Raw genomic sequence first — 18,030 nt, 5'->3', positions numbered from 1 at the left:
CAACCCCGGTGCGCCCGCCCCGGGCAGAGGCCTCCACATGGTCCCGGCAGGGGTCTCGGCACAGGTCTCGGCAGGGTCCCCGCGGGTGTTACCCACCACACCGCCCACCACCGCGCCCGCCGCAGTCCCGGCCGACGTGTCGCGGAGCTGTCGGCGCCGCGTGCGATGCTGGTACGCGATGGCCAGGAAGAGTGCACCCGACGATCTGCTCGCCCCGCTGACCCTCGCGGTCGGCCAGGAGGAGCTGCTGCTGGACCGTGCGGTCGCCGAGGTGGTGGCAGCCGCTCGCGCCGCCGACCCGGACACCGACGTCCGTGATCTCGCCCCCGGTGCGCTGCAGCCCGGCAGCCTCGCTGAGCTGACCACGCCCTCGCTGTTCGCCGAGCGCAAGGTGATCGTGGTCCGGGCCGCGCAGGATCTCGCGGCCGACTCGGTCAAGGAGGTCAAGGCGTACCTCGACTCCCCGGTCGAAGAAGTGATCATGGTGCTGGTGCACGCCGGCGGCGCCAAGGGCAAGGGCCTGATGGACGCGGCGAGGAAGGCCGGAGCCCGCGAGGTGGCCTGCGCCAAGCTGACCAAGGCGGGCGAGCGGCTGGCCTTCGTCCGCAACGAGTTCCGGCAGCTCGGCCGCTCGGCCACCCCGGAGGCCGGGCAGGCGCTGCTCGACGCGCTCGGCAGTGACCTGCGGGAGTTGGCCGCGGCCTGCAGCCAGCTGACGGCCGACGTCGAGGGCACCATCGACGAGACGGCGGTGGCCAAGTACTACAGCGGCCGGGCCGAGGCGACCGGCTTCGAGGTGGCCGACCTGGCGGTCACCGGCCGGGCGGCGGAGGCGCTGGAACGCCTGCGCTGGGCGCTCGCGGTCGGCCAGCCCCCGACCGGTATCACCTATGCGCTGGCCGCCGGGGTCCGCAGCATCGGCCGGCTGGCCACGGTCGGGCGGAACATGCGTCCCGCCGACCTGGCCCGCGAGCTCGGCATGCCGCCCTGGAAGGTCGACCGGGTGCGCCAGCAGATGCGCGGCTGGACGGGCGACGGCGTCGCGGCGGCGCTGACCGCGATCGCCCAGGCCGACGCCGCCGTCAAGGGCGGCTCGGACGACCCGGCCTACGCCCTGGAACGCGCCGTGGTCGCGGTCGCCCGCGCCTCCCGGATGAGCGCACGCCCCTACTGAGCCCGGTCCCCCTACTGGTCCCGGTCCCGGTGCGCCCGGCGACCGGCCCACCGCCGCCCCGGCGACCGGCTCACGACCCCACGGTCAGAGCCTGCCGCCGAGCGCCTTCAGCGCGTCCCGGCTGTCGATCAGCAGCGCCTGCCGGATCTCCTCACGGTCCGGCACGCTCGCGGCCTTGCCCTCCTGGTACGACCCGGACCAGCTCGCGTAGTAGGTCATCCCGGCCTGCCGCACGTACAGGACCTGGGTGAGGTAGTGCCAGGTCTTGTCCGAGCCGGAGGTGTCGTCCAGGAAACCGATGTACGCGTCGTCGCCGAGGCCCGGAACCGGGCTGATCTCGTACTTGCGCTGCTGGAGTCCGGAGCGCTGCGCCTCGAACTCGAGCCGGGGGTCGACCTTCTTGTGGAACTGCACGTCCAGGTAGATCGAGAAGTAGTCGCTGTCGCTGCTGAGTCTCTTCCGGTACTGGCTGCAGTACATGTCGTCGAGCGCCGTGTGCCGGGTGGTGTAGTGGTACGGCGTGCCGGTCTGCGAGGGGTACAGCTGGCTGAACTTGGCCAGCTTGACGGTGTCGCAGAGGTCGTCGGCCACCTGGTACCCGGCCACGCCGGGGGAGTTGCCGGCGCCGTCCGTGACGATGCCCGGTACGAGCAGGACGGCGGCCGCCCAGACGGCCGAGGCCAGCACCGCGCCGCCCACACCCCACAGCACCCCGCGCCGCCCGCCACCGTTACCGCCGCCACCGTTACCGCCGCCACCGTTTCCGCCGCCGGGGACCGGACCGCCCGGACCGGAGGTCGCTCCCGGGCCGGAGGTCCCCGGCACTGTCCCGCCCGGCCCGTACCCAGGTGCCGCCGGCCGGCCACCCGGCAGTGTCGTACCGGGCAGCGGACCGCCCTGGCGTCCGAGTTGCGGGCCGCCGGGCTGGTGCCCCGGTGCCTGGCCGTAGGGGGAGGAAGGCACGTTGGGTGGTGGTGGAGTCGACATCGGGGCCCCCAGCTGGCCTGTCCGGTACTGCGGTCGGGCGGTCGAACCGAACCATACCGGTGCCCGTACACCCCGCATCACCGTGCGACCGGCCGACCACCAGGGGCACCGTCGCCCGCCGTGGCCCCCTCCCTGGGCGCGCCGCCCGGATCGCTCCCGGATCGCTCCCGGATCTTTCCCGGAACGCCGACAGGCGCCGCGACCACCCGGGGAATGGGGTTCGGTCGCAGCGCCTGTCGGTCTACTGCTGTCCAGCTGTCGTGTACCGCACCCGCGTGGCGAACGCAGGCCGCGTGCGGTACGGAGTCGTGCGCCTCGGGCTTCCGGATAGAGGGCCGGAGGGGCCGTCGAGGTTCGGTCGGCGCGGAGCGGGTAGAGGGCCGCGGATCACGCCGTCCGGTCCGGGCCGGGCCCGGTGGTGCTCACAGGAGCGAGAATCAGGCGGCGGTGTTGACGCGCTTGGTGATCGCCGACTTCTTGTTGGCGGCCTGGTTCTTGTGGATGACGCCCTTGCTCACGGCCTTGTCGAGGGCACGGGAGGCAGCGCGCGCCAGCTCGGTGGCCTTCTCGGTCTCACCGGCGGCAGCGGCCTCGCGGGCCTTGCGCAGGGCGGTCTTCAGCGAGGACTTGACGGCCTTGTTGCGCAGGCGCGCCTTCTCGTTGGTCTTGTTGCGCTTGATCTGGGACTTGATGTTCGCCACGAAGGAGCCTCAGTCTGGTTGGAACGACGGTTTCCGGGTCCCCGGCCGTGGCCGGGGTTTCGCACCTTCGGCGGCCCCGGTCTGCTGAGAGGGCATGCCGAGGCCAGGTGCAGCGCCCCACGTTACCAGGGGCCCCGACCCGCCCCCAAACCGGCGGGCCGCAGTCCCGCCGGGCCGGCCCTAGCCGTGCGGCAGCGGTTCGCCGTAGTGCTCGACCTCGGGGAACGGCTCGTAGAAGTGGTGCAGCAGCTCCCGCCACGTCGCGTACTCCGCGGAGCGCCGGAAGCCCTCGGTGTGGTCCTCCAGGGTCTCCCAGCCGACCTGGAGCAGGAACCGGGAGCCGCGCCCCTGATCCAGGCAGCGCCGCAGCTCCAGCGAGCGGAAGCCGGGCTGCACCGAGATCAGCGGCCGGGCCAGGGCGAAGGCGGCGAGGAACTCGTCCTCCCGGCCGGGCCGGACGTCCAGCAGTGCGCTTTCGAGGATCATGCCCAGCCATCCTGCCCCACGCCCACGCCCACGCCCACGCCGACGCCGACGCCCAGGCCCACGCCCGGGCCTGCGCCCAGGCCCGTCCCCCCGGAGGGCTGCGCCCGTGCCCCCGGAGGGCCACGCCCCCGCCCCGGAGGGCCGTGCCGCGGCCTCGCCGGAGGGGCCGGGACGAGCTGACCGGCGCCGCCCCCCGGGCTCGTGGGAAGATGGGCGGAACCATATCGATCGGACGAGACCGTCCGGTCGCCGGGAAGACGGTCCGAGACGGCCCGCAGACCCCGGCCCCCGGACCAACGGAGAATCGGACCAAGGTGCCCGCGACCCCCAGCAACGTGCCAGAGCCCAGCCGGACCGACCCGGCGGTGATCCGCAACTTCTGCATCATCGCCCACATCGACCACGGCAAGTCCACGCTCGCCGACCGGATGCTGCAGATCACCGGTGTGGTCGACCCCCGGCAGATGCGCGCCCAGTACCTCGACCGGATGGACATCGAGCGTGAGCGCGGTATCACCATCAAGTCGCAGGCGGTCCGCCTTCCGTGGGCCCCCCGGGCCGGCGAGAACGCCGGCACCACGCACATCCTGAACATGATCGACACCCCCGGCCACGTGGACTTCACGTACGAGGTGTCCCGCTCCCTCGCGGCCTGCGAGGGCACCATCCTGGTGGTCGACGCGGCCCAGGGCATCGAGGCGCAGACCCTCGCCAACCTGTACCTGGCGCTGGAGAACGACCTCACGATCATCCCGGTCCTCAACAAGATCGACCTGCCGGCCGCCCAGCCCGAGAAGTACGCCGCCGAGCTGGCGCACATCATCGGCTGCGACCCCGAGGACGTGCTCAAGGTCAGCGCCAAGACCGGTCTCGGCGTCGAGGACCTGCTCGACCACGTGGTCGACCGGATCCCGGCCCCGGTCGGCGTCAAGGACGCCCCGGCCCGCGCGATGATCTTCGACTCGGTCTACGACTCCTACCGCGGCGTGGTCACCTACGTGCGTGTGGTCGACGGCCAGCTCACCAAGCGTGAGCGGATCGCGATGATGTCCACCGGCGCCACCCACGAGCTGCTGGAGATCGGCGTCATCTCGCCGGAGCCCAAGGTCGCCGACGGCCTCGGGGTCGGCGAGGTCGGCTACATCATCACCGGTGTGAAGGACGTCCGGCAGTCCAAGGTCGGTGACACCATCACCTCGATGCACAAGGGTGCGACCGAGGCGCTGGGCGGCTACAAGGACCCGCGCCCGATGGTGTTCTCCGGCCTGTACCCGCTGGACGGCAGCGACTACCCGCTGCTGCGCGACGCCCTCGACAAGCTGCGCCTGAACGACGCCGCGCTGGTCTACGAGCCGGAGACCTCGGTCGCGCTCGGCTTCGGCTACCGCTGCGGCTTCCTCGGCCTGCTGCACCTGGAGATCATCCGGGAGCGGCTGGAGCGCGAGTTCAACCTCGACCTGATCTCCACCGCCCCGAACGTGATCTACCGGGTGGTGATGGAGGACGGCTCCGAGCACACCGTCACCAACCCGAGCGAGTTCCCGACCGGCAAGATCGCCGAGGTGTACGAGCCGGTCGTGCGCGGCACCATCCTGGCCCCGAACGAGTTCGTCGGCGCCATCATGGAGCTCTGCCAGGCCCGCCGCGGCAACCTGCAGGGCATGGACTACCTCTCCGAGGACCGGGTGGAGCTGCGCTACACGCTGCCGCTCGCGGAGATCGTCTTCGACTTCTTCGACCAGCTGAAGTCCAAGACCCGCGGCTACGGCTCCTTCGACTACGAGCCGATCGGCGAGCAGAGCGCCAGCCTGGTGAAGGTCGACATCCTGCTGCACGGCGACGCGGTGGACGCGTTCTCCGCGATCGTGCACAAGGACAAGGCCTACAACTACGGCGTGATGATGGCCGGAAAGCTCCAGAAGCTGATCCCGCGCCAGCAGTTCGAGGTGCCGATCCAGGCGGCCATCGGCTCCCGGGTGATCGCCCGTGAGACGGTCCGCGCGATCCGCAAGGACGTCCTCGCCAAGTGCTACGGCGGTGACATCTCGCGTAAGCGCAAGCTGCTGGAGAAGCAGAAGGAGGGCAAGAAGCGGATGAAGATGGTCGGCCGCGTGGAGGTCCCGCAGGAGGCCTTCATCGCCGCGCTGTCCACCGACGCGGACGCCCCGAAGGAGAAGAAGTAGCACCAGGGCCCCGACCGGCCCCGACGCAGGCCGCCACCCGTGACCGACGGGCGGCGGCCTGCGCCGTCCACCGGCCGGGGCCGGCGCCCGGGACCGCTCAGCGCCGGCTGGGGAAGCCCGGTGCGACGGTGATCACCGCGCCGGGGGCGTACCGGCCGACGGTGGCCAGCAGGGCGTCGGTGTCCAGCGGCCAGCCGTTCACGGCCCGGCTGGCGGAGACCAGTTCGGCGTCGACGCCGGTCAGGTCCTCGACCGCCGACCGGCCCAGCGGGCCGGTCGGTGTCCCGGGCAGCCGGGCCGCGCCGGGCACCCGGTGCACCCCGACGTACGGCATGCTGCTCCCGTACGGCAGCGGCTGGAGCCACAGCCGCAGCCCGCGGACCTCGGACCAGGGCACCAGCGTGGTGGTGGCCGCGTAGCGCAGCGGGGTTCCGCCGAGCAGGATCCCGTCGGCGTCCACCCGCAGGGCGACCTTGCGGCTGCCGCAGATGTAGGCCATCACCAGGGCGCCGCCGCCGAACAGGAGCAGCCCGCAGATCCGCAGGACGGCGCCGAGCGGGCCGGTGCCGAAGACGTCGGCCAGCAGCAGGACGGTCACGAACAGCAGGCACGTCAGGAGCACGCCGACGGTGCGGGCGCTCCAGCCGAAGCGGGACTCGTAGACCTCTTCGCCGACCTTTTCATTGACATCTTCGTTGATCGTCACGGGCTGGATTGTGTCAGTGCGGTGCACGGTCGGGGAAGATCCCCGTGCGCCGCAGGGGCGTCCGCCGGTCAGCGCAGCGCCAGTACCACGCCGTTGACGATGGCCGCCTTGGTCAGCCGGGCGAGGGTGCCGCGGACGGCGGTGGGCCGCATCGAGTCGTCCCGGTGGATCAGCTGGACCAGGGCCTCGCGCCGTCCGAGGCTGAGGCACTGCAGGCCGTACCGGAAGGCGAACGGCGCCGAGGTCCGGCCGGCCAGCCGCTTGCCCAGGTAGAGGCCCATCGGCTGGGCGGTGGCGCAGCCCATCCGGAGGGTGCCGGTGCCGGGGACGGTGACCTCGGCGGCGTCGCCGATCACGTACACCTCGGGGTGCGAGACCGAGCGCAGGTACTCGTCGACCCTGGCCCGGCCGTCCGGGGTGACCGCGAGTCCGGCGGTGGCCGCCAGCGGGTGCGGTTCCATCGAGGCGGCCCAGGCGACCAGGTCGGCGTCGAGGGTCCCGGTGTCGGTGCGCAGCCCGTGCGCGGTGACGGCGGTGACGGGGGAGTGCTCGTGCACCTGGACGCCGAGCCGGCCGAGGACCCGCAGGACGTGCGCCCGGCCCTTGGCGGAGAACCAGCCGCCGACCTGGCCGGCGGCGACGATCCTGACCTGCCAGGCGGGGTGCGCCTCGGCCAGTTCGGCGGCGAGTTCGATGCCGGTGGCGCCGCCGCCGACCACGGCGACGGTGCCGGGCGTGGGTGCCTCGGCGATCCGGCGGCGGATCTCGACGGCCCGTTCGGCGGTGAGCGCGTGCTCGGCGACGCCGGGGACGCCCTGCCGGTCGGTGCGGCTGCCGAGCGCGTACACCAGGGTGTCGTAGGACAGGGCCTCGCCGTTGTCCAGGAAGACCTTGCGGGCGGTGAGGTCCAGTTCGGTGACCCGGGCGGGGACGTGGGTCACCTGCCGGCCGCGGATCACCCGTGCGATGTCGGGCCGGTGCTCGGGGCGCCCGGCGGCCTGCTCGTGCTGGCGCACCCGGTGCCGGAAGCGGGTCTCGGGGGCGACCAGGGTGACCCGGTGGCGGCGGCCCGCCCGGGTGGCCGCGCTGAGCCCGGCGTAGCCGGCGCCGATCACCACGATGTGCTGCTGCCCGGTCATGGTGTCCTCCTCCTTCGGTGCGCGGTGGTCCGCGCGTTCGGGAAGGGGACGACGCAGCCGGTCCGGGTGTGACAGTGACCCGCGTCACACCGGGCGCCGCCGGTCAGGCCAGGTGGGTGAGCTTCTCCGGGTTGACCACGACGTACGCGTCGGTGATCCGGCCGTCGCGGACGGTGAACGCGATGACGCCGCCGACCCGGCCGGGCGCCTCGTAGAACACCATCCCCGGTTCGCCGTTGACCTGGGCGAAGCCGAAGGAGGCGGTCGAGCCGGGGGCGAAGACCCGGCGGAGCAGGCCGAGCACCAAGCGGGCGACCTTGTCGGCGCCGTACACCGGCCGGGCGCCGGCGCTGACGATGCCGCCGCCGTCGGAGTGCCAGACCACGTCGGGGTCGAGCACGGCGAGCAGGCCCTGGAGGTCGCCGCCGGTGGTCGCGGCGGCGAAGGCGTGCACGGCCTGCCGGTGTTCGGCCGGGTCGATCCGGCCGCGCCGGCTGCCGTCGCGGACCCGGCGGCGGGCCCGGGAGGCGAGCTGCCGGGTGGCGTCGGGGGTCCGGTCGAGGGAGGCGGCGATCTTGGTGAAGTCCACCGCGAAGACGTCGTGCAGTACGAAGGCGGTGCGTTCGGCGGGGGTGAGCTGCTCCATCACGGCCAGCATCGCCAGCGACACCGACTCGCCGAGCTCGGCCCGGCGGGCGGGTGAGTCCTCGTCGTCGACCAGCGGTTCCGGCAGCCACTCGCCGTAGTAGGCCTCCCGGCGGGCGCGGGCGGAGCCGAGCTGGTCGTAGCAGAGCCGGGTGACCACCGTGCTGAGGTAGGCGCGCGGGTCGGCGGCCCGGCTCCGGTCGGCGGCCCGCCAGCGCAGCCAGGCCTCCTGGAGGACGTCCTCGGCGTCGGTCAGCGAGCCGAGCAGCCGGTAGGCGACGGCGCCGAGGTACCGGCGGTTGGCCTCGAACGCGTCCTCGGACGGGTCCTCGAACGCGTCCTGGACGGCGCCCTCGGCGGTGTCCGCCGTGGTGGGCGCGTCCGCTCCGGTGGCTGCGGCGGCCGTGGCCGATCCCTCGTCACTCACCCGCCCACGGTAGCGCGGTGGGGCCGGCCGGTCAGCCCTCGGCCGCCGCCATCAGGGTGCGCAGCAGCCGGTTCAGCTGCTCGGCGTCCCGTTCGCCGAGGGAGGCCATGACGTGCTGCTGGACGGTCATCCCGGCGGCCGCGGCGCCGTCGACGGTGTCCAGTCCGGCCGGGGTGAGGGTGACCTTGAGGCCGCGCCGGTCGTTCGGGTCGGGGGAGCGGGTGAGCAGGCCGGCCCGTTCCAGCTTGTCGAGGCGGCCGGTCATGCCGCCGGTGGTGAGCATCAGGGTGGCGGTCAGCTCGCGCGGCGAGAGGGTGTACGGATCGCCGGCCCGCCGCAGGGTCGCGAGCACGTCGAACTCGCCGCGGCCGATCCCGTACGGGGCGTAGGCCTGTTCCGCGCGCTCGCCCATGGCCCTGGCGATCCGGTAGATCCGGCCGAACGCGGCCATCGCCTCGGTCTGCGGGGTGAGGTCGGGGCGTTCGCGGCGCCACTGGGCGGCGATGGCGTCGACCGGGTCGGCCGGGTCGGCCGGGTCGGCCGGGTCCGGCTGTGCGGGGTCGGTGGTGGTGCGGTCCATGCGGCCAGTCTGGCACAGAGCCTTTGCGGCAAGCTGCTTAGCGCAAAGCGGCTTGCAACTGATTGGCTTAGTGCTAAGTTACTTTCATGCTTTCTTCCTCGCGCACCCTGCTGCTCACCGCGCTGGCCCCGCTCGCCTGGGGCTCCACCTACGCCGTCACCGCCGAGTTCCTGCCGCCCGACCGCCCGCTGCTGGCCGCCACCCTGCGGGCGCTGCCCGCCGGGCTGGCGCTGCTGGCGGCCACCCGGGTCCTGCCCCGCGGCCACTGGTGGTGGCGGGCCGCCGTGCTCGGGGCGCTCAACATCGGGATCTTCTTCGCGCTGCTGTTCATCGCGGCCTACCGGCTGCCCGGCGGCGTGGCCGCGGTGCTCGGCGCCGTGCAGCCGCTGCTGGCCGCCGGCCTCGCCGTCCCGCTGCTCGGCGAGCGGGTCGGCCGCCGGTCCCTGCTGGCGGGCCTGGCGGGGGTGGTCGGGGTGGCCCTGGTGGTGCTCAGGGCCACCGCCCGGCTGGACGCCCTCGGCATCCTGGCCGGCCTGGCCGGCGCCGCCTGCATGGCCACCGGCACCGTGCTGACCAAGCGCTGGGGGCGGCCGGAGGGCGTCGGCCCGCTGGCCATGACGGGCTGGCAACTGGCCGCCGGCGGGCTGCTGCTGCTCCCGGTCGCGCTGCTGGTGGAGGGCGCCCCGCCGGCGCTCACCGCGGTCAACCTCGCCGGGTACGCCTACCTGGCCATCGCCAACACCGCGCTCGCGTACTGGATCTGGTTCGCCGGCGTGGGCCGGCTGCCCGCAGCCTCGGTCGCCCTGCTCGGGCTGCTCAGCCCGGTCTCGGCCGCGGTGCTCGGGTGGGCCGCGCTCGGTCAGGCCCTGACGGTGGTCCAACTGCTCGGGATGGGCATCGCGCTGGGCTCGACCGTGCTCGGCCAGCCCCGGGCCCGGACGAGCCGGGGGGAGGCCGACACCGCCGGCCTCCCCCCGGTCGCACCGCGGTCTCAGTCGACCTCGGCCACCGCCTGAGCGAACTGCGCCTGGTAGAGCCGGTGGTACGCGCCCTGGGCGTCGATCAGCTCCTCGTGCGAGCCCTGCTCGACGATCGACCCGTTCTCCATCACCAGGATCACGTCGGCGTCCCGGATGGTGGAGAGCCGGTGGGCGATCACGAAGCTGGTCCGGCCGGTGCGCAGCCGGGCCATCGCCCGCTGGATGAGCACCTCGGTACGAGTGTCGACCGAGCTGGTGGCCTCGTCCAGGACCAGGATGCTGGGCTGGGCGAGGAACGCCCGGGCGATGGTGATCAGCTGCTTCTCGCCCGCGCTGACACCGGTGCCCTCGTCGTCGATGACCGTGTCGTAGCCGTCCGGCAGGGTCCGCACGAAGCGGTCCACGTGGGCCGCCCTGGCCGCCTCGATCACCTGCTCGCGGGTGGCGCCCTCGGCGCCGTACGCGATGTTGTCGGCGATCGAGCCGCCGAACAGCCAGGTGTCCTGGAGCACCATGCCGATGCCGGAGCGCAGCTCCTCGCGGGCCATCGCGCCGATGTCCACGCCGTCCAGGGTGATCCGGCCGCCGCTCACCTCGTAGAACCGCATCAGCAGGTTGACCAGGGTGGTCTTGCCGGCGCCGGTCGGGCCGACGATGGCCACCGTGTGGCCGGGCTCGACCTTCAGCGACAGGCTCTCGATCAGCGGCTTGTCGGTGTCGTAGCGGAACGACACGTCCTCGAAGGAGACCCGGCCGTGCAGCGCCGCCGGGCGCTGCGGCACGGCGGGCTCGGGGGTCTGCTCGGGTGCGTCGAGCAGCTCGAAGACCCGCTCGGCGGAGGCAACCCCGGACTGCACCAGGTTGGCCATCGAGGCGACCTGGGTGAGCGGCTGGCTGAACTGCCGGGAGTACTGGATGAAGGCCTGCACGTCGCCGATGGACAGCGCGCCGCTGGCCACCCGCAGCCCGCCGACCACCGCCACCAGCACGTAGTTGAGGTTGCCGATCAGCATCATCGCGGGCTGGATGATCCCGGAGATGAACTGGGCCTTGAAGGCGGACTCGTAGAGCGCCTCGTTCTCGGTGCGGAAGATCTCCGCGGCCTCCTGCTGGCGGCCGAAGACCTTGACCACCGTGTGGCCGGTGTACATCTCCTCGATGTGCGCGTTCAGCTTGCCGGTGGTGCGCCACTGGGCGACGAACTGCGGCTGGGCCCGCTTGCCGACCCGGGTGGCGACCACCACCGACAGCGGCACCGAGACCAGCGCGATCAGCGCCAGCAGCCAGGAGATCCAGAACATCATCGCCAGCACACCGACGATGGTCAGCAGCGAGTTCACCACCTGGCCCATGGTCTGCTGCATGGACTGGCCGATGTTGTCGATGTCGTTGGTGACCCGGCTGAGCACCTCGCCGCGCGGCTGCCGGTCGAAGTAGCTGAGCGGCAGCCGGGAGATCTTCTCCTCGACGTCCTTGCGCAGCCGGTACACCGCCCGGTTGATCGCCAGCGCGGCCAGCCGGCCCTGGAAGATGCCGAAGACGGTCGCGGCCAGGTAGATGCCGAGCACCCAGAGCAGCACGGTACCGATCGCGCCGAAGTCCATGCCCTGGCCGGGGGTGAAGTCCACCGAGCCGACCAGGTGGGCCAGCTTGTCGCCGCCCCTCTGCTGGGCCAGCTCCACGGCCTGCGCCTTCGTGGTGCCGGGCGCGTACTGCCCGCCGACCACCCCGGCGACGATCAGGTCGGTGGCGTGGCCGAGGATCTTCGGCCCGACCACGGCGGCGCCGATGCTCAGGGTGCCGAGCGCCAGTACCCCGGTGATCAGGTTGCGTTCGGGCCGCAGCCGGCCGAGCAGCCGCTTGCCGGAGTTCTTGAAGTCCAGCGACTTCTCCGCGCCCTGGGCGCCCATGAACCGGCCCGGTCCGGCCGGCCCGCGCCGCGCGGCGGCCTCCTGGGAGCCGCCCGGCTTCGGGGCCTCGGCGCCCGGGGCCCCGCCCGGGGCCTGCTTCGCGGTGGTCACGCCGCCTCCTGCTCGGTGAGCTGGGAGAGCACGATCTCCCGGTACGTCGGGTTGTCCGCCATGAGCTCCTGGTGGGTGCCGCTGCCCACCACCGCGCCCTCGTCCAGGACGACGATCAGGTCGGCGTCGCGGATGGTGGAGACCCGCTGGGCGACGATCACCACGGCGGCGTCCGCGGTCTCCTCGGCGAGCGCGGCGCGCAGCCGGGCGTCGGTGGCGTAGTCGAGCGCCGAGAAGGAGTCGTCGAAGAGGTAGATCTCCGGCTTGCTGACCAGGGCCCGGGCGATGGCGAGCCGCTGGCGCTGGCCGCCGGAGACGTTGGAGCCGCCCTGGGAGACCGGGGCGTCCAGGCCTTCGGGGAGGAGTTCGACGAAGTCCCTGGCCTGGGCGGTCTCCAGGGCCTGCCAGAGTTCGTCGTCGGTGGCGTCGGGGCGGCCGTAGCGCAGGTTGGAGGCGATGGTGCCGGAGAACAGGTAGGGCTTCTGCGGGACCAGGCCGATCACGTCGGCCAGCCGGTCGGGCGCGATCTCGCGCACGTCGACGCCGTTGACCAGGACCTCGCCGCCGGTGGCGTCGAACAGCCGGGGGACGAGACCGATCAGGGTGGACTTGCCGCTGCCGGTCGAGCCGATCACGGCGGTGGTCCGGCCGGGCCGGGCGGTGAGGTCGATGCCGCGCAGCACGGGGGCCTCGGCACCCGGGTAGCGGAAGTCGACCCCGCGCAGCTCCAGCAGGCCGCGGGCGCGCAGTTCGGTGACCGGGGAGGCGGGCGGGACGACGCTGGAGTCGGTGTCCAGCACCTCCTCGATCCGCTCGGCGCAGACCTCGGCGCGCGGCACCATCATGAACATGAAGGTGGCCATCATGACGCTCATCAGGATCTGCATCAGGTAGGACAGGAACGCGGTGAGCGCGCCGATCTGCATGCCGCCGCTGGCGATCCGGTGCGCGCCGAACCAGAGCACGGCGATGCTGGAGACGTTGACCACGCCCATCACGGTGGGGAACATCAGCGCCAGCAGCCGGCCCACCCGCAGCGAGTACCCGGCCAGGTCCTCGCTGGCGGTGTCGAAGCGCTGCTTCTCGTGCCCGTCCTTGACGAAGGCCCGGATCACCCGGATGCCGGTGATCTGCTCGCGCAGGATCCGGTTGACGGTGTCGATCCGTCCCTGCATGCCGCGGAACTGCGGCCGCAGCCGCCGGATCAGCAGCAGCACGACCGCGCCGAGCGCCGGCACCACGGCCAGCAGCAGGCCGGACAGCGGCACGTCCTGGTTGAGCGCCATCACGATGCCGCCGACGCACATGATCGGCGCGGCCACCATCAGGGTGAACGCCAGCAGGGTCACCATCTGGACCTGCTGGACGTCGTTGGTGGTGCGGGTGATCAGCGACGGCGCGCCGAACCGGCCGAGCTCGCGGGCGGAGAAGCTCTGCACCCGGTCGAAGACCGAGGCCCGGATGTCCCGGCCGACCGCCATCGCGGTCCGCGCCGCGTAGTACACCGCGGCGATCGAGCAGACCGCCTGGGCCAGCGAGACGCCGATCATGACGCCGCCGACCTGCAGGATGTAGCCGGTGTCGCCCTTGATCACGCCGTTGTCGATGATGTCGGCGTTGAGCGTGGGCAGGTACAGCATGCCGATGGTGGAGATCAGTTGGAGGAGCACGAGTAGGAGGATGGGTCGGGAGTAGGGCCTCAGGTGGGCCCGGAGAAGTCTGATGAGCACCGTGACACTCTCGTCGTCGCCGGGATGCCGCGCATCCCCGTTTTCTCAATCCGTACCGCTCGGGTCCGGCCTCTTCGCTGCCGAACCTGCGGGCTTGTACAGTCCTTTGCACTGCCGGTCCGCGGGGGTGCCACCCTCCGTGACCCCCTTACGGAACGGCTCCGTACCCCCTAGGCTGCTGATTGCCGTCTTGTTACTCGCTGGTTAATAAGTCGGCCGATACGGCTGCCCCCACATCCGCCGTCTCCATCACCTTGGCCACCCGCCCCCCGGAGGTCCCCGTTGAGCAGTGTGCAGTCCATGATCGAGCGGCGTCCGCCCTCCGTGGCACACCTCTTCCTCAGCAGGGTAGAGGCCACTCCCGACCATGAGGCGTACCGGTACCCCGCACCGGTGGACGAGCACGCGGCCGACGGCGCCCCCGGCGCCGAGCAGTGGCGCTCGCTCACCTGGGCGCAGGCCGCGGTACGGGTCAGGTCGGTCGCGGCCGGTCTGCTCGCGCTGGGCATCGGCGCGGAGGACCGGGTCGCCATCGCGTCCGCCACCAGGATCGAGTGGATCATCGCGGACCTCGGCAACATGTGCGCCGGCGCCGCGACCACCACGGTCTACCCCAGCACCAACGCCGACGAGTCGGCCTTCATCCTCGCCAACGCCGGCTGCCGCGCGGTGTTCGCCGAGAACGAGGCCCAGCTCGCCAAGGTGGTCGCCGAGCGGGACAACCTCCCCGAGCTCGACCACGTCGTCCTGTTCGACGCCCCGGCCGGCCCGGTCGAGGCGGCCGGCCTGAACGTGATCACGCTGGCCGAGCTCGAGGAGCGCGGCGCCGCGTACCTGGCCGAGCACCCGGACGCGGTGGACAAGGCCGTCGACGCGATCGACAAGGAGCAGCTCGCCACCCTGATCTACACCTCCGGCACCACCGGCCGCCCCAAGGGCGTGCGCCTGGTGCACGACTGCTGGGCGTACGAGGGCGTGGCCCAGCAGGAGAGCGGGCTGCTGCGCGCCGAGGACGTCCAGTTCATGTGGCTGCCGCTGTCCCACGTGTTCGGCAAGACCCTGATCTCGGGCCAGATCGCCACCGGCCACGTGATGGCGGTGGACGGCCGGGTGGACCGGATCATCCACAACCTGCCGGTGATCAGGCCGACCCTGATGGCCTCCGCGCCCCGGATCTTCGAGAAGGTCTACAACGGAATAGCGGGCAAGGCCAGGGCCGAGGGCGGCGCCAAGTACAAGATCTTCCTGTGGGCCGCCGGGGTGGCCCGCGAGTACGCCCGCACCACCCAGGCCAACCGGATCGCCACCGGCCGCGACAGCGCGCCGCTCGGGCTGCGGCTGCAGCACGCCCTCGCGGACAAGCTGGTGTACACCAAGATCCGGGCGGCGTTCGGCGGACAGCTGCGCGGCTCGGTCTCCGGCAGCGCGGCGCTCGCCCCCGAGATCGGCTACTTCTTCGCCGGCGCCGGCGTGCCGGTGCTGGAGGGCTACGGGCTGACCGAGACCTCGGCCGGTTCGACCGTCAACCGCGCCGAGGACGTCCGGGTCGGCACGGTCGGCACCCCGCTGCCCGGCACCGAGGTGCGGATCGCCGAGGACGGCGAGATCCTGCTGCGCGGCCCCGGCGTGATGCGCGGCTACCACAACCTGCCCGAGCAGACCGCGGAGGTGCTGGAGCCGGACGGCTGGTTCCACACCGGCGACATCGGCGAGCTCGCCGCGGACGGCTTCCTGCGGATCACCGACCGCAAGAAGGACATGTTCAAGACCTCCGGCGGCAAGTACGTGGCGCCCAGCGAGGTCGAGGGCAAGTTCAAGGCGATCTGCCCGTTCGTCAGCAACGTCCTGGTGATCGGCAACGGCCGCAACTTCTGCACCGCGCTGATCGGCCTGGACGAGGCGGTGATCATGCCGTGGGCGGCCGAGCACGGCCTGGCCGGCAAGTCGTACGCCGAGGTGGCGGCCGACCCGCAGGTGCACACCCTGATCGAGGGCTTCGTGCAGCGGCTCAACGGCGAGCTCCAGCGCTGGCAGACGATCAAGAAGTTCACGCTGCTGCCGCGTGACCTGGACGTCGAGCACGGTGAGCTGACCCCGAGCCTGAAGATCAAGCGCCCGGTGGTGGAGAAGACCTACGCCGACGCCGTCTCCGGGATGTACGCCGGCACCGTCGAGGCCTGACCCCGCGCCCGCACCACCTGTCCCGCCCGCACCACCTGTCCCGCACGGTCCACCCGGGCCGTGCGGGACAATGGGTCAATGCCCTCCGCACTCCCCGACGGCGTTCCCGTGCCGTCCGACGGTTCCCTGCCCGCCCACGCCCTGGCCGGGCTGGGCGAGCGCCCGTTCGGTTTCTACGTGCACGTGCCGTACTGCGCCACCCGCTGCGGCTACTGCGACTTCAACACCTACACCGCCACCGAGCTGCGCTCGGCCGGCACGGTCGCCTCGCAGGAGACCTACGCCGACAACCTGGTGGCCGAGGTGCGCCTGGCCCGCCGGGTGCTCGGCGACACCGAGCTGCCGGTGCGCACCGTCTTCCTGGGCGGCGGCACCCCCACCCTGCTCCCCGCCCGCGACCTGGTGGCCATGCTGGGCGCGATCAGGGACGAGTTCGGGCTGGCCCCGGACGCCGAGGTGACCACCGAGGCCAACCCCGAGTCGGTCGACCCCGGCTACCTCGCCGAACTGCGCGAGGGAGGCTTCAACCGGATCTCCTTCGGCATGCAGAGCGCCCGCCCGCACGTACTGCAGCTGCTCGACCGCCACCACACCCCGGGGCGGCCCGAGGCCTGCGTCCAGGAGGCCAGGGCGGCCGGCTTCGACCACGTCAACCTGGACCTGATCTACGGCACCCCCGGCGAGTCCGACGACGACTGGCGGGCCTCCCTGGACGCCGCCATCGGCGCCGGACCCGACCACGTCTCCGCCTACTCGCTGATCGTCGAGGACGGCACCAAGCTGGCCGCCCGGGTCAAGCGCGGCGAACTCCCGATGATCGACGACGACGTGCACGCCGACCGCTACCTGATCGCCGAGGAGGCGCTCGCCGCGGCGGGCTTCGGCTGGTACGAGGTCTCCAACTGGGCCACCACCGAGGCCGGCCGCTGCAAGCACAACGAGCTGTACTGGACCGGCGGCGACTGGTGGGGCGCCGGCCCCGGCGCGCACAGCCACGTCGGCGGAGTGCGCTGGTGGAACGCCAAGCACCCCGCCGCGTACGCCCAGGCGCTCGCCGAGGGGCGCACCCCGGCGCTCGGCCGGGAACTGCTGGCGGGCGAGGACCGCCGGGTCGAGCGGATCCTGCTCGAGCTGCGCCTGGTCGACGGCTGCCCGCTCACCCTGCTCACCGCGGACGGCCTGCGGGCCGCCGAACGGGCGCTCGCCGACGGCCTGCTCGACCCGGCGGCGTTCGCCGACGGCCGGGCCGCCCTCACCCTGCGCGGCCGGCTGCTGGCCGACGGCGTGGTGCGCGACCTGGTGGACTGAACCGGGCCCGCGGCTCAGTCCTCCGCGAGGGTCACGAAGTCGATCAGCTCCTCGACCCGGCCCAGCAGCGCCGGGTCCAGATCGCGGTAGCTGCGCACCGAGCCCAGGATCCGCTTCCAGGCGGCCGGGGTGTCGGCCGGCCAGCCCAGGCGGCGGCAGACGCCCTCCTTCCAGGACTCCCCGCGCGGCACCCGCGGCCAGGCCGCGATGCCCACCGAGGAGGGCTTCACGGCCTCCCAGACGTCGATGTACGGGTGGCCGACCACCAGTACCCGGTCGCCGGTCACCCTGGCGGCGATCCGGTGCTCCTTGGTGCCCGGCAGCAGGTGGTCGACCAGCACCCCGAGCCGGCGCCCCGGGCCGGGCCCGAAGGCGTCGACGATCGCCGGCAGGTCGTCGATCCCCTCCAGGTACTCCACCACCACGCCCTCGATCCGCAGGTCGTCGCCCCAGACCCGCTCCACCAGCTCGGCGTCGTGCCGCCCCTCGACGTAGATCCGCGACTCCCGTGCCACCCGGGCCCGCGCGCCGGGCACCGCCAGCGACCCGGAGGCCGTCACGGCCGGACCGCGCGCGGGCGCCGCGGCCGCCGGCCGCACCAGGGTCACCACCCGGCCCTCCAGCAGGAACCCGCGCGGGGTCAGCGGGAACACCCGGTGCCTGCCGAAGCGGTCCTCCAGGGTGACGGTCACCCCCTCGGCGGTCTTCTCGCACCGCACCACGGCCCCGCAGAACCCGGTCACGGCCTCTTCGACCACCAGGTCACGCTCGGCCGCCACCTC

Annotated in this window: 15 protein-coding genes; 5 read left to right on the top strand and 10 right to left on the bottom strand. The window is 72.7% G+C overall.

What is annotated here, in order from left to right:
• Positions 1-178 precede the first annotated feature (178 nt).
• Positions 179-1,174 carry a DNA polymerase III subunit delta gene (gene holA, locus AA75_RS17320; RefSeq protein ID WP_033820964.1) on the top strand — a complete coding sequence of 332 codons (996 nt, stop codon included), beginning with the start codon at positions 179-181 and terminating at the stop codon, positions 1,172-1,174.
• Between the two features lie 84 nt (positions 1,175-1,258).
• Here the strand turns inward: holA and AA75_RS17315 are convergent, their stop codons facing one another.
• From AA75_RS17315 to AA75_RS17305, 3 genes are all read right to left on the bottom strand, one after another.
• On the bottom strand, positions 1,259-1,885 hold the full coding sequence (locus AA75_RS17315; protein ID WP_149038198.1) for a hypothetical protein: 627 nt from the start codon (positions 1,883-1,885) through the stop codon (positions 1,259-1,261).
• Between the two features lie 713 nt (positions 1,886-2,598).
• Positions 2,599-2,862, bottom strand: a complete 264-nt coding sequence (gene rpsT, locus AA75_RS17310; protein WP_033820963.1) for a 30S ribosomal protein S20 — start codon at positions 2,860-2,862, stop codon at positions 2,599-2,601.
• A gap of 180 nt (positions 2,863-3,042) precedes the next feature.
• On the bottom strand, positions 3,043-3,348 hold the full coding sequence (locus tag AA75_RS17305; RefSeq protein ID WP_033820962.1) for an antibiotic biosynthesis monooxygenase: 306 nt from the start codon (positions 3,346-3,348) through the stop codon (positions 3,043-3,045).
• A 314-nt stretch (positions 3,349-3,662) separates the two neighbouring features.
• Here AA75_RS17305 and lepA point away from each other — a divergent pair, with 314 nt between their 5' ends.
• Entirely contained in the window at positions 3,663-5,531 is a 1,869-nt protein-coding gene (gene lepA / locus AA75_RS17300) for a translation elongation factor 4 (protein ID WP_033820961.1), read from the top strand.
• A 97-nt stretch (positions 5,532-5,628) separates the two neighbouring features.
• Here the strand turns inward: lepA and AA75_RS17295 are convergent, their stop codons facing one another.
• The 4 genes from AA75_RS17295 to AA75_RS17280 all read right to left on the bottom strand — a co-directional run bounded on the left by AA75_RS17295 (position 5,629) and on the right by AA75_RS17280 (position 9,028).
• Positions 5,629-6,237 carry a hypothetical protein gene (locus AA75_RS17295; protein ID WP_033820960.1) on the bottom strand — a complete coding sequence of 203 codons (609 nt, stop codon included), beginning with the start codon at positions 6,235-6,237 and terminating at the stop codon, positions 5,629-5,631.
• 68 nt (positions 6,238-6,305) lie between these two features.
• Positions 6,306-7,376 carry an NAD(P)/FAD-dependent oxidoreductase gene (locus AA75_RS17290; RefSeq protein WP_033820959.1) on the bottom strand — a complete coding sequence of 357 codons (1,071 nt, stop codon included), beginning with the start codon at positions 7,374-7,376 and terminating at the stop codon, positions 6,306-6,308.
• 103 nt (positions 7,377-7,479) lie between these two features.
• Complete coding sequence (sigJ, locus tag AA75_RS17285; protein ID WP_082526594.1) at positions 7,480-8,448, bottom strand: RNA polymerase sigma factor SigJ; 969 nt, start codon at positions 8,446-8,448, stop codon at positions 7,480-7,482.
• A gap of 31 nt (positions 8,449-8,479) precedes the next feature.
• Positions 8,480-9,028: a MarR family winged helix-turn-helix transcriptional regulator gene (locus AA75_RS17280; protein ID WP_051812630.1), complete on the bottom strand. Its 549-nt coding sequence runs from the start codon at positions 9,026-9,028 to the stop codon at positions 8,480-8,482.
• An 86-nt stretch (positions 9,029-9,114) separates the two neighbouring features.
• Here AA75_RS17280 and AA75_RS17275 point away from each other — a divergent pair, with 86 nt between their 5' ends.
• On the top strand, positions 9,115-10,044 hold the full coding sequence (locus tag AA75_RS17275) for an EamA family transporter (RefSeq protein WP_033820958.1): 930 nt from the start codon (positions 9,115-9,117) through the stop codon (positions 10,042-10,044).
• Here the strand turns inward: AA75_RS17275 and AA75_RS17270 are convergent.
• The gene (locus AA75_RS17270; RefSeq protein ID WP_149038199.1) at positions 10,020-11,918 is read right to left on the bottom strand and encodes an ABC transporter ATP-binding protein; all 1,899 of its coding nucleotides are present in this window, start codon (positions 11,916-11,918) and stop codon (positions 10,020-10,022) included. The two genes, AA75_RS17275 and AA75_RS17270, sit on opposite strands and share 25 nt — an antisense overlap.
• Positions 11,919-12,025: 107 nt before the next feature.
• Positions 12,026-13,759, bottom strand: coding sequence for an ABC transporter ATP-binding protein (locus AA75_RS17265; protein ID WP_033820956.1), 1,734 nt, complete (start codon positions 13,757-13,759; stop codon positions 12,026-12,028).
• 282 nt (positions 13,760-14,041) lie between these two features.
• Between AA75_RS17265 and AA75_RS17260 the strand changes: the two genes are divergently transcribed.
• Positions 14,042-15,940: a long-chain fatty acid--CoA ligase gene (locus AA75_RS17260; protein ID WP_033820955.1), complete on the top strand. Its 1,899-nt coding sequence runs from the start codon at positions 14,042-14,044 to the stop codon at positions 15,938-15,940.
• Positions 15,941-16,018: 78 nt separating this feature from the next.
• Entirely contained in the window at positions 16,019-17,248 is a 1,230-nt protein-coding gene (gene hemW, locus AA75_RS17255) for a radical SAM family heme chaperone HemW (RefSeq protein ID WP_033820954.1), read from the top strand.
• A 14-nt stretch (positions 17,249-17,262) separates the two neighbouring features.
• On the opposite strand, the gene AA75_RS17250 is transcribed toward hemW, so the two are convergent.
• Positions 17,263-18,030 (bottom strand): DUF3097 domain-containing protein (locus AA75_RS17250; protein WP_033820953.1); only part of this gene is annotated, 768 nt, incomplete at its 5' end.

Origin of the sequence: Kitasatospora sp. MBT63 (genome assembly GCF_000710465.2) — a bacterium.
Taxonomy (GTDB): Bacteria; Actinomycetota; Actinomycetes; order Streptomycetales; family Streptomycetaceae; genus Kitasatospora.
The sequence above is the reverse complement of the archived record's forward strand: the minus strand, read 5'-3'. Positions and strand labels throughout refer to the sequence as shown.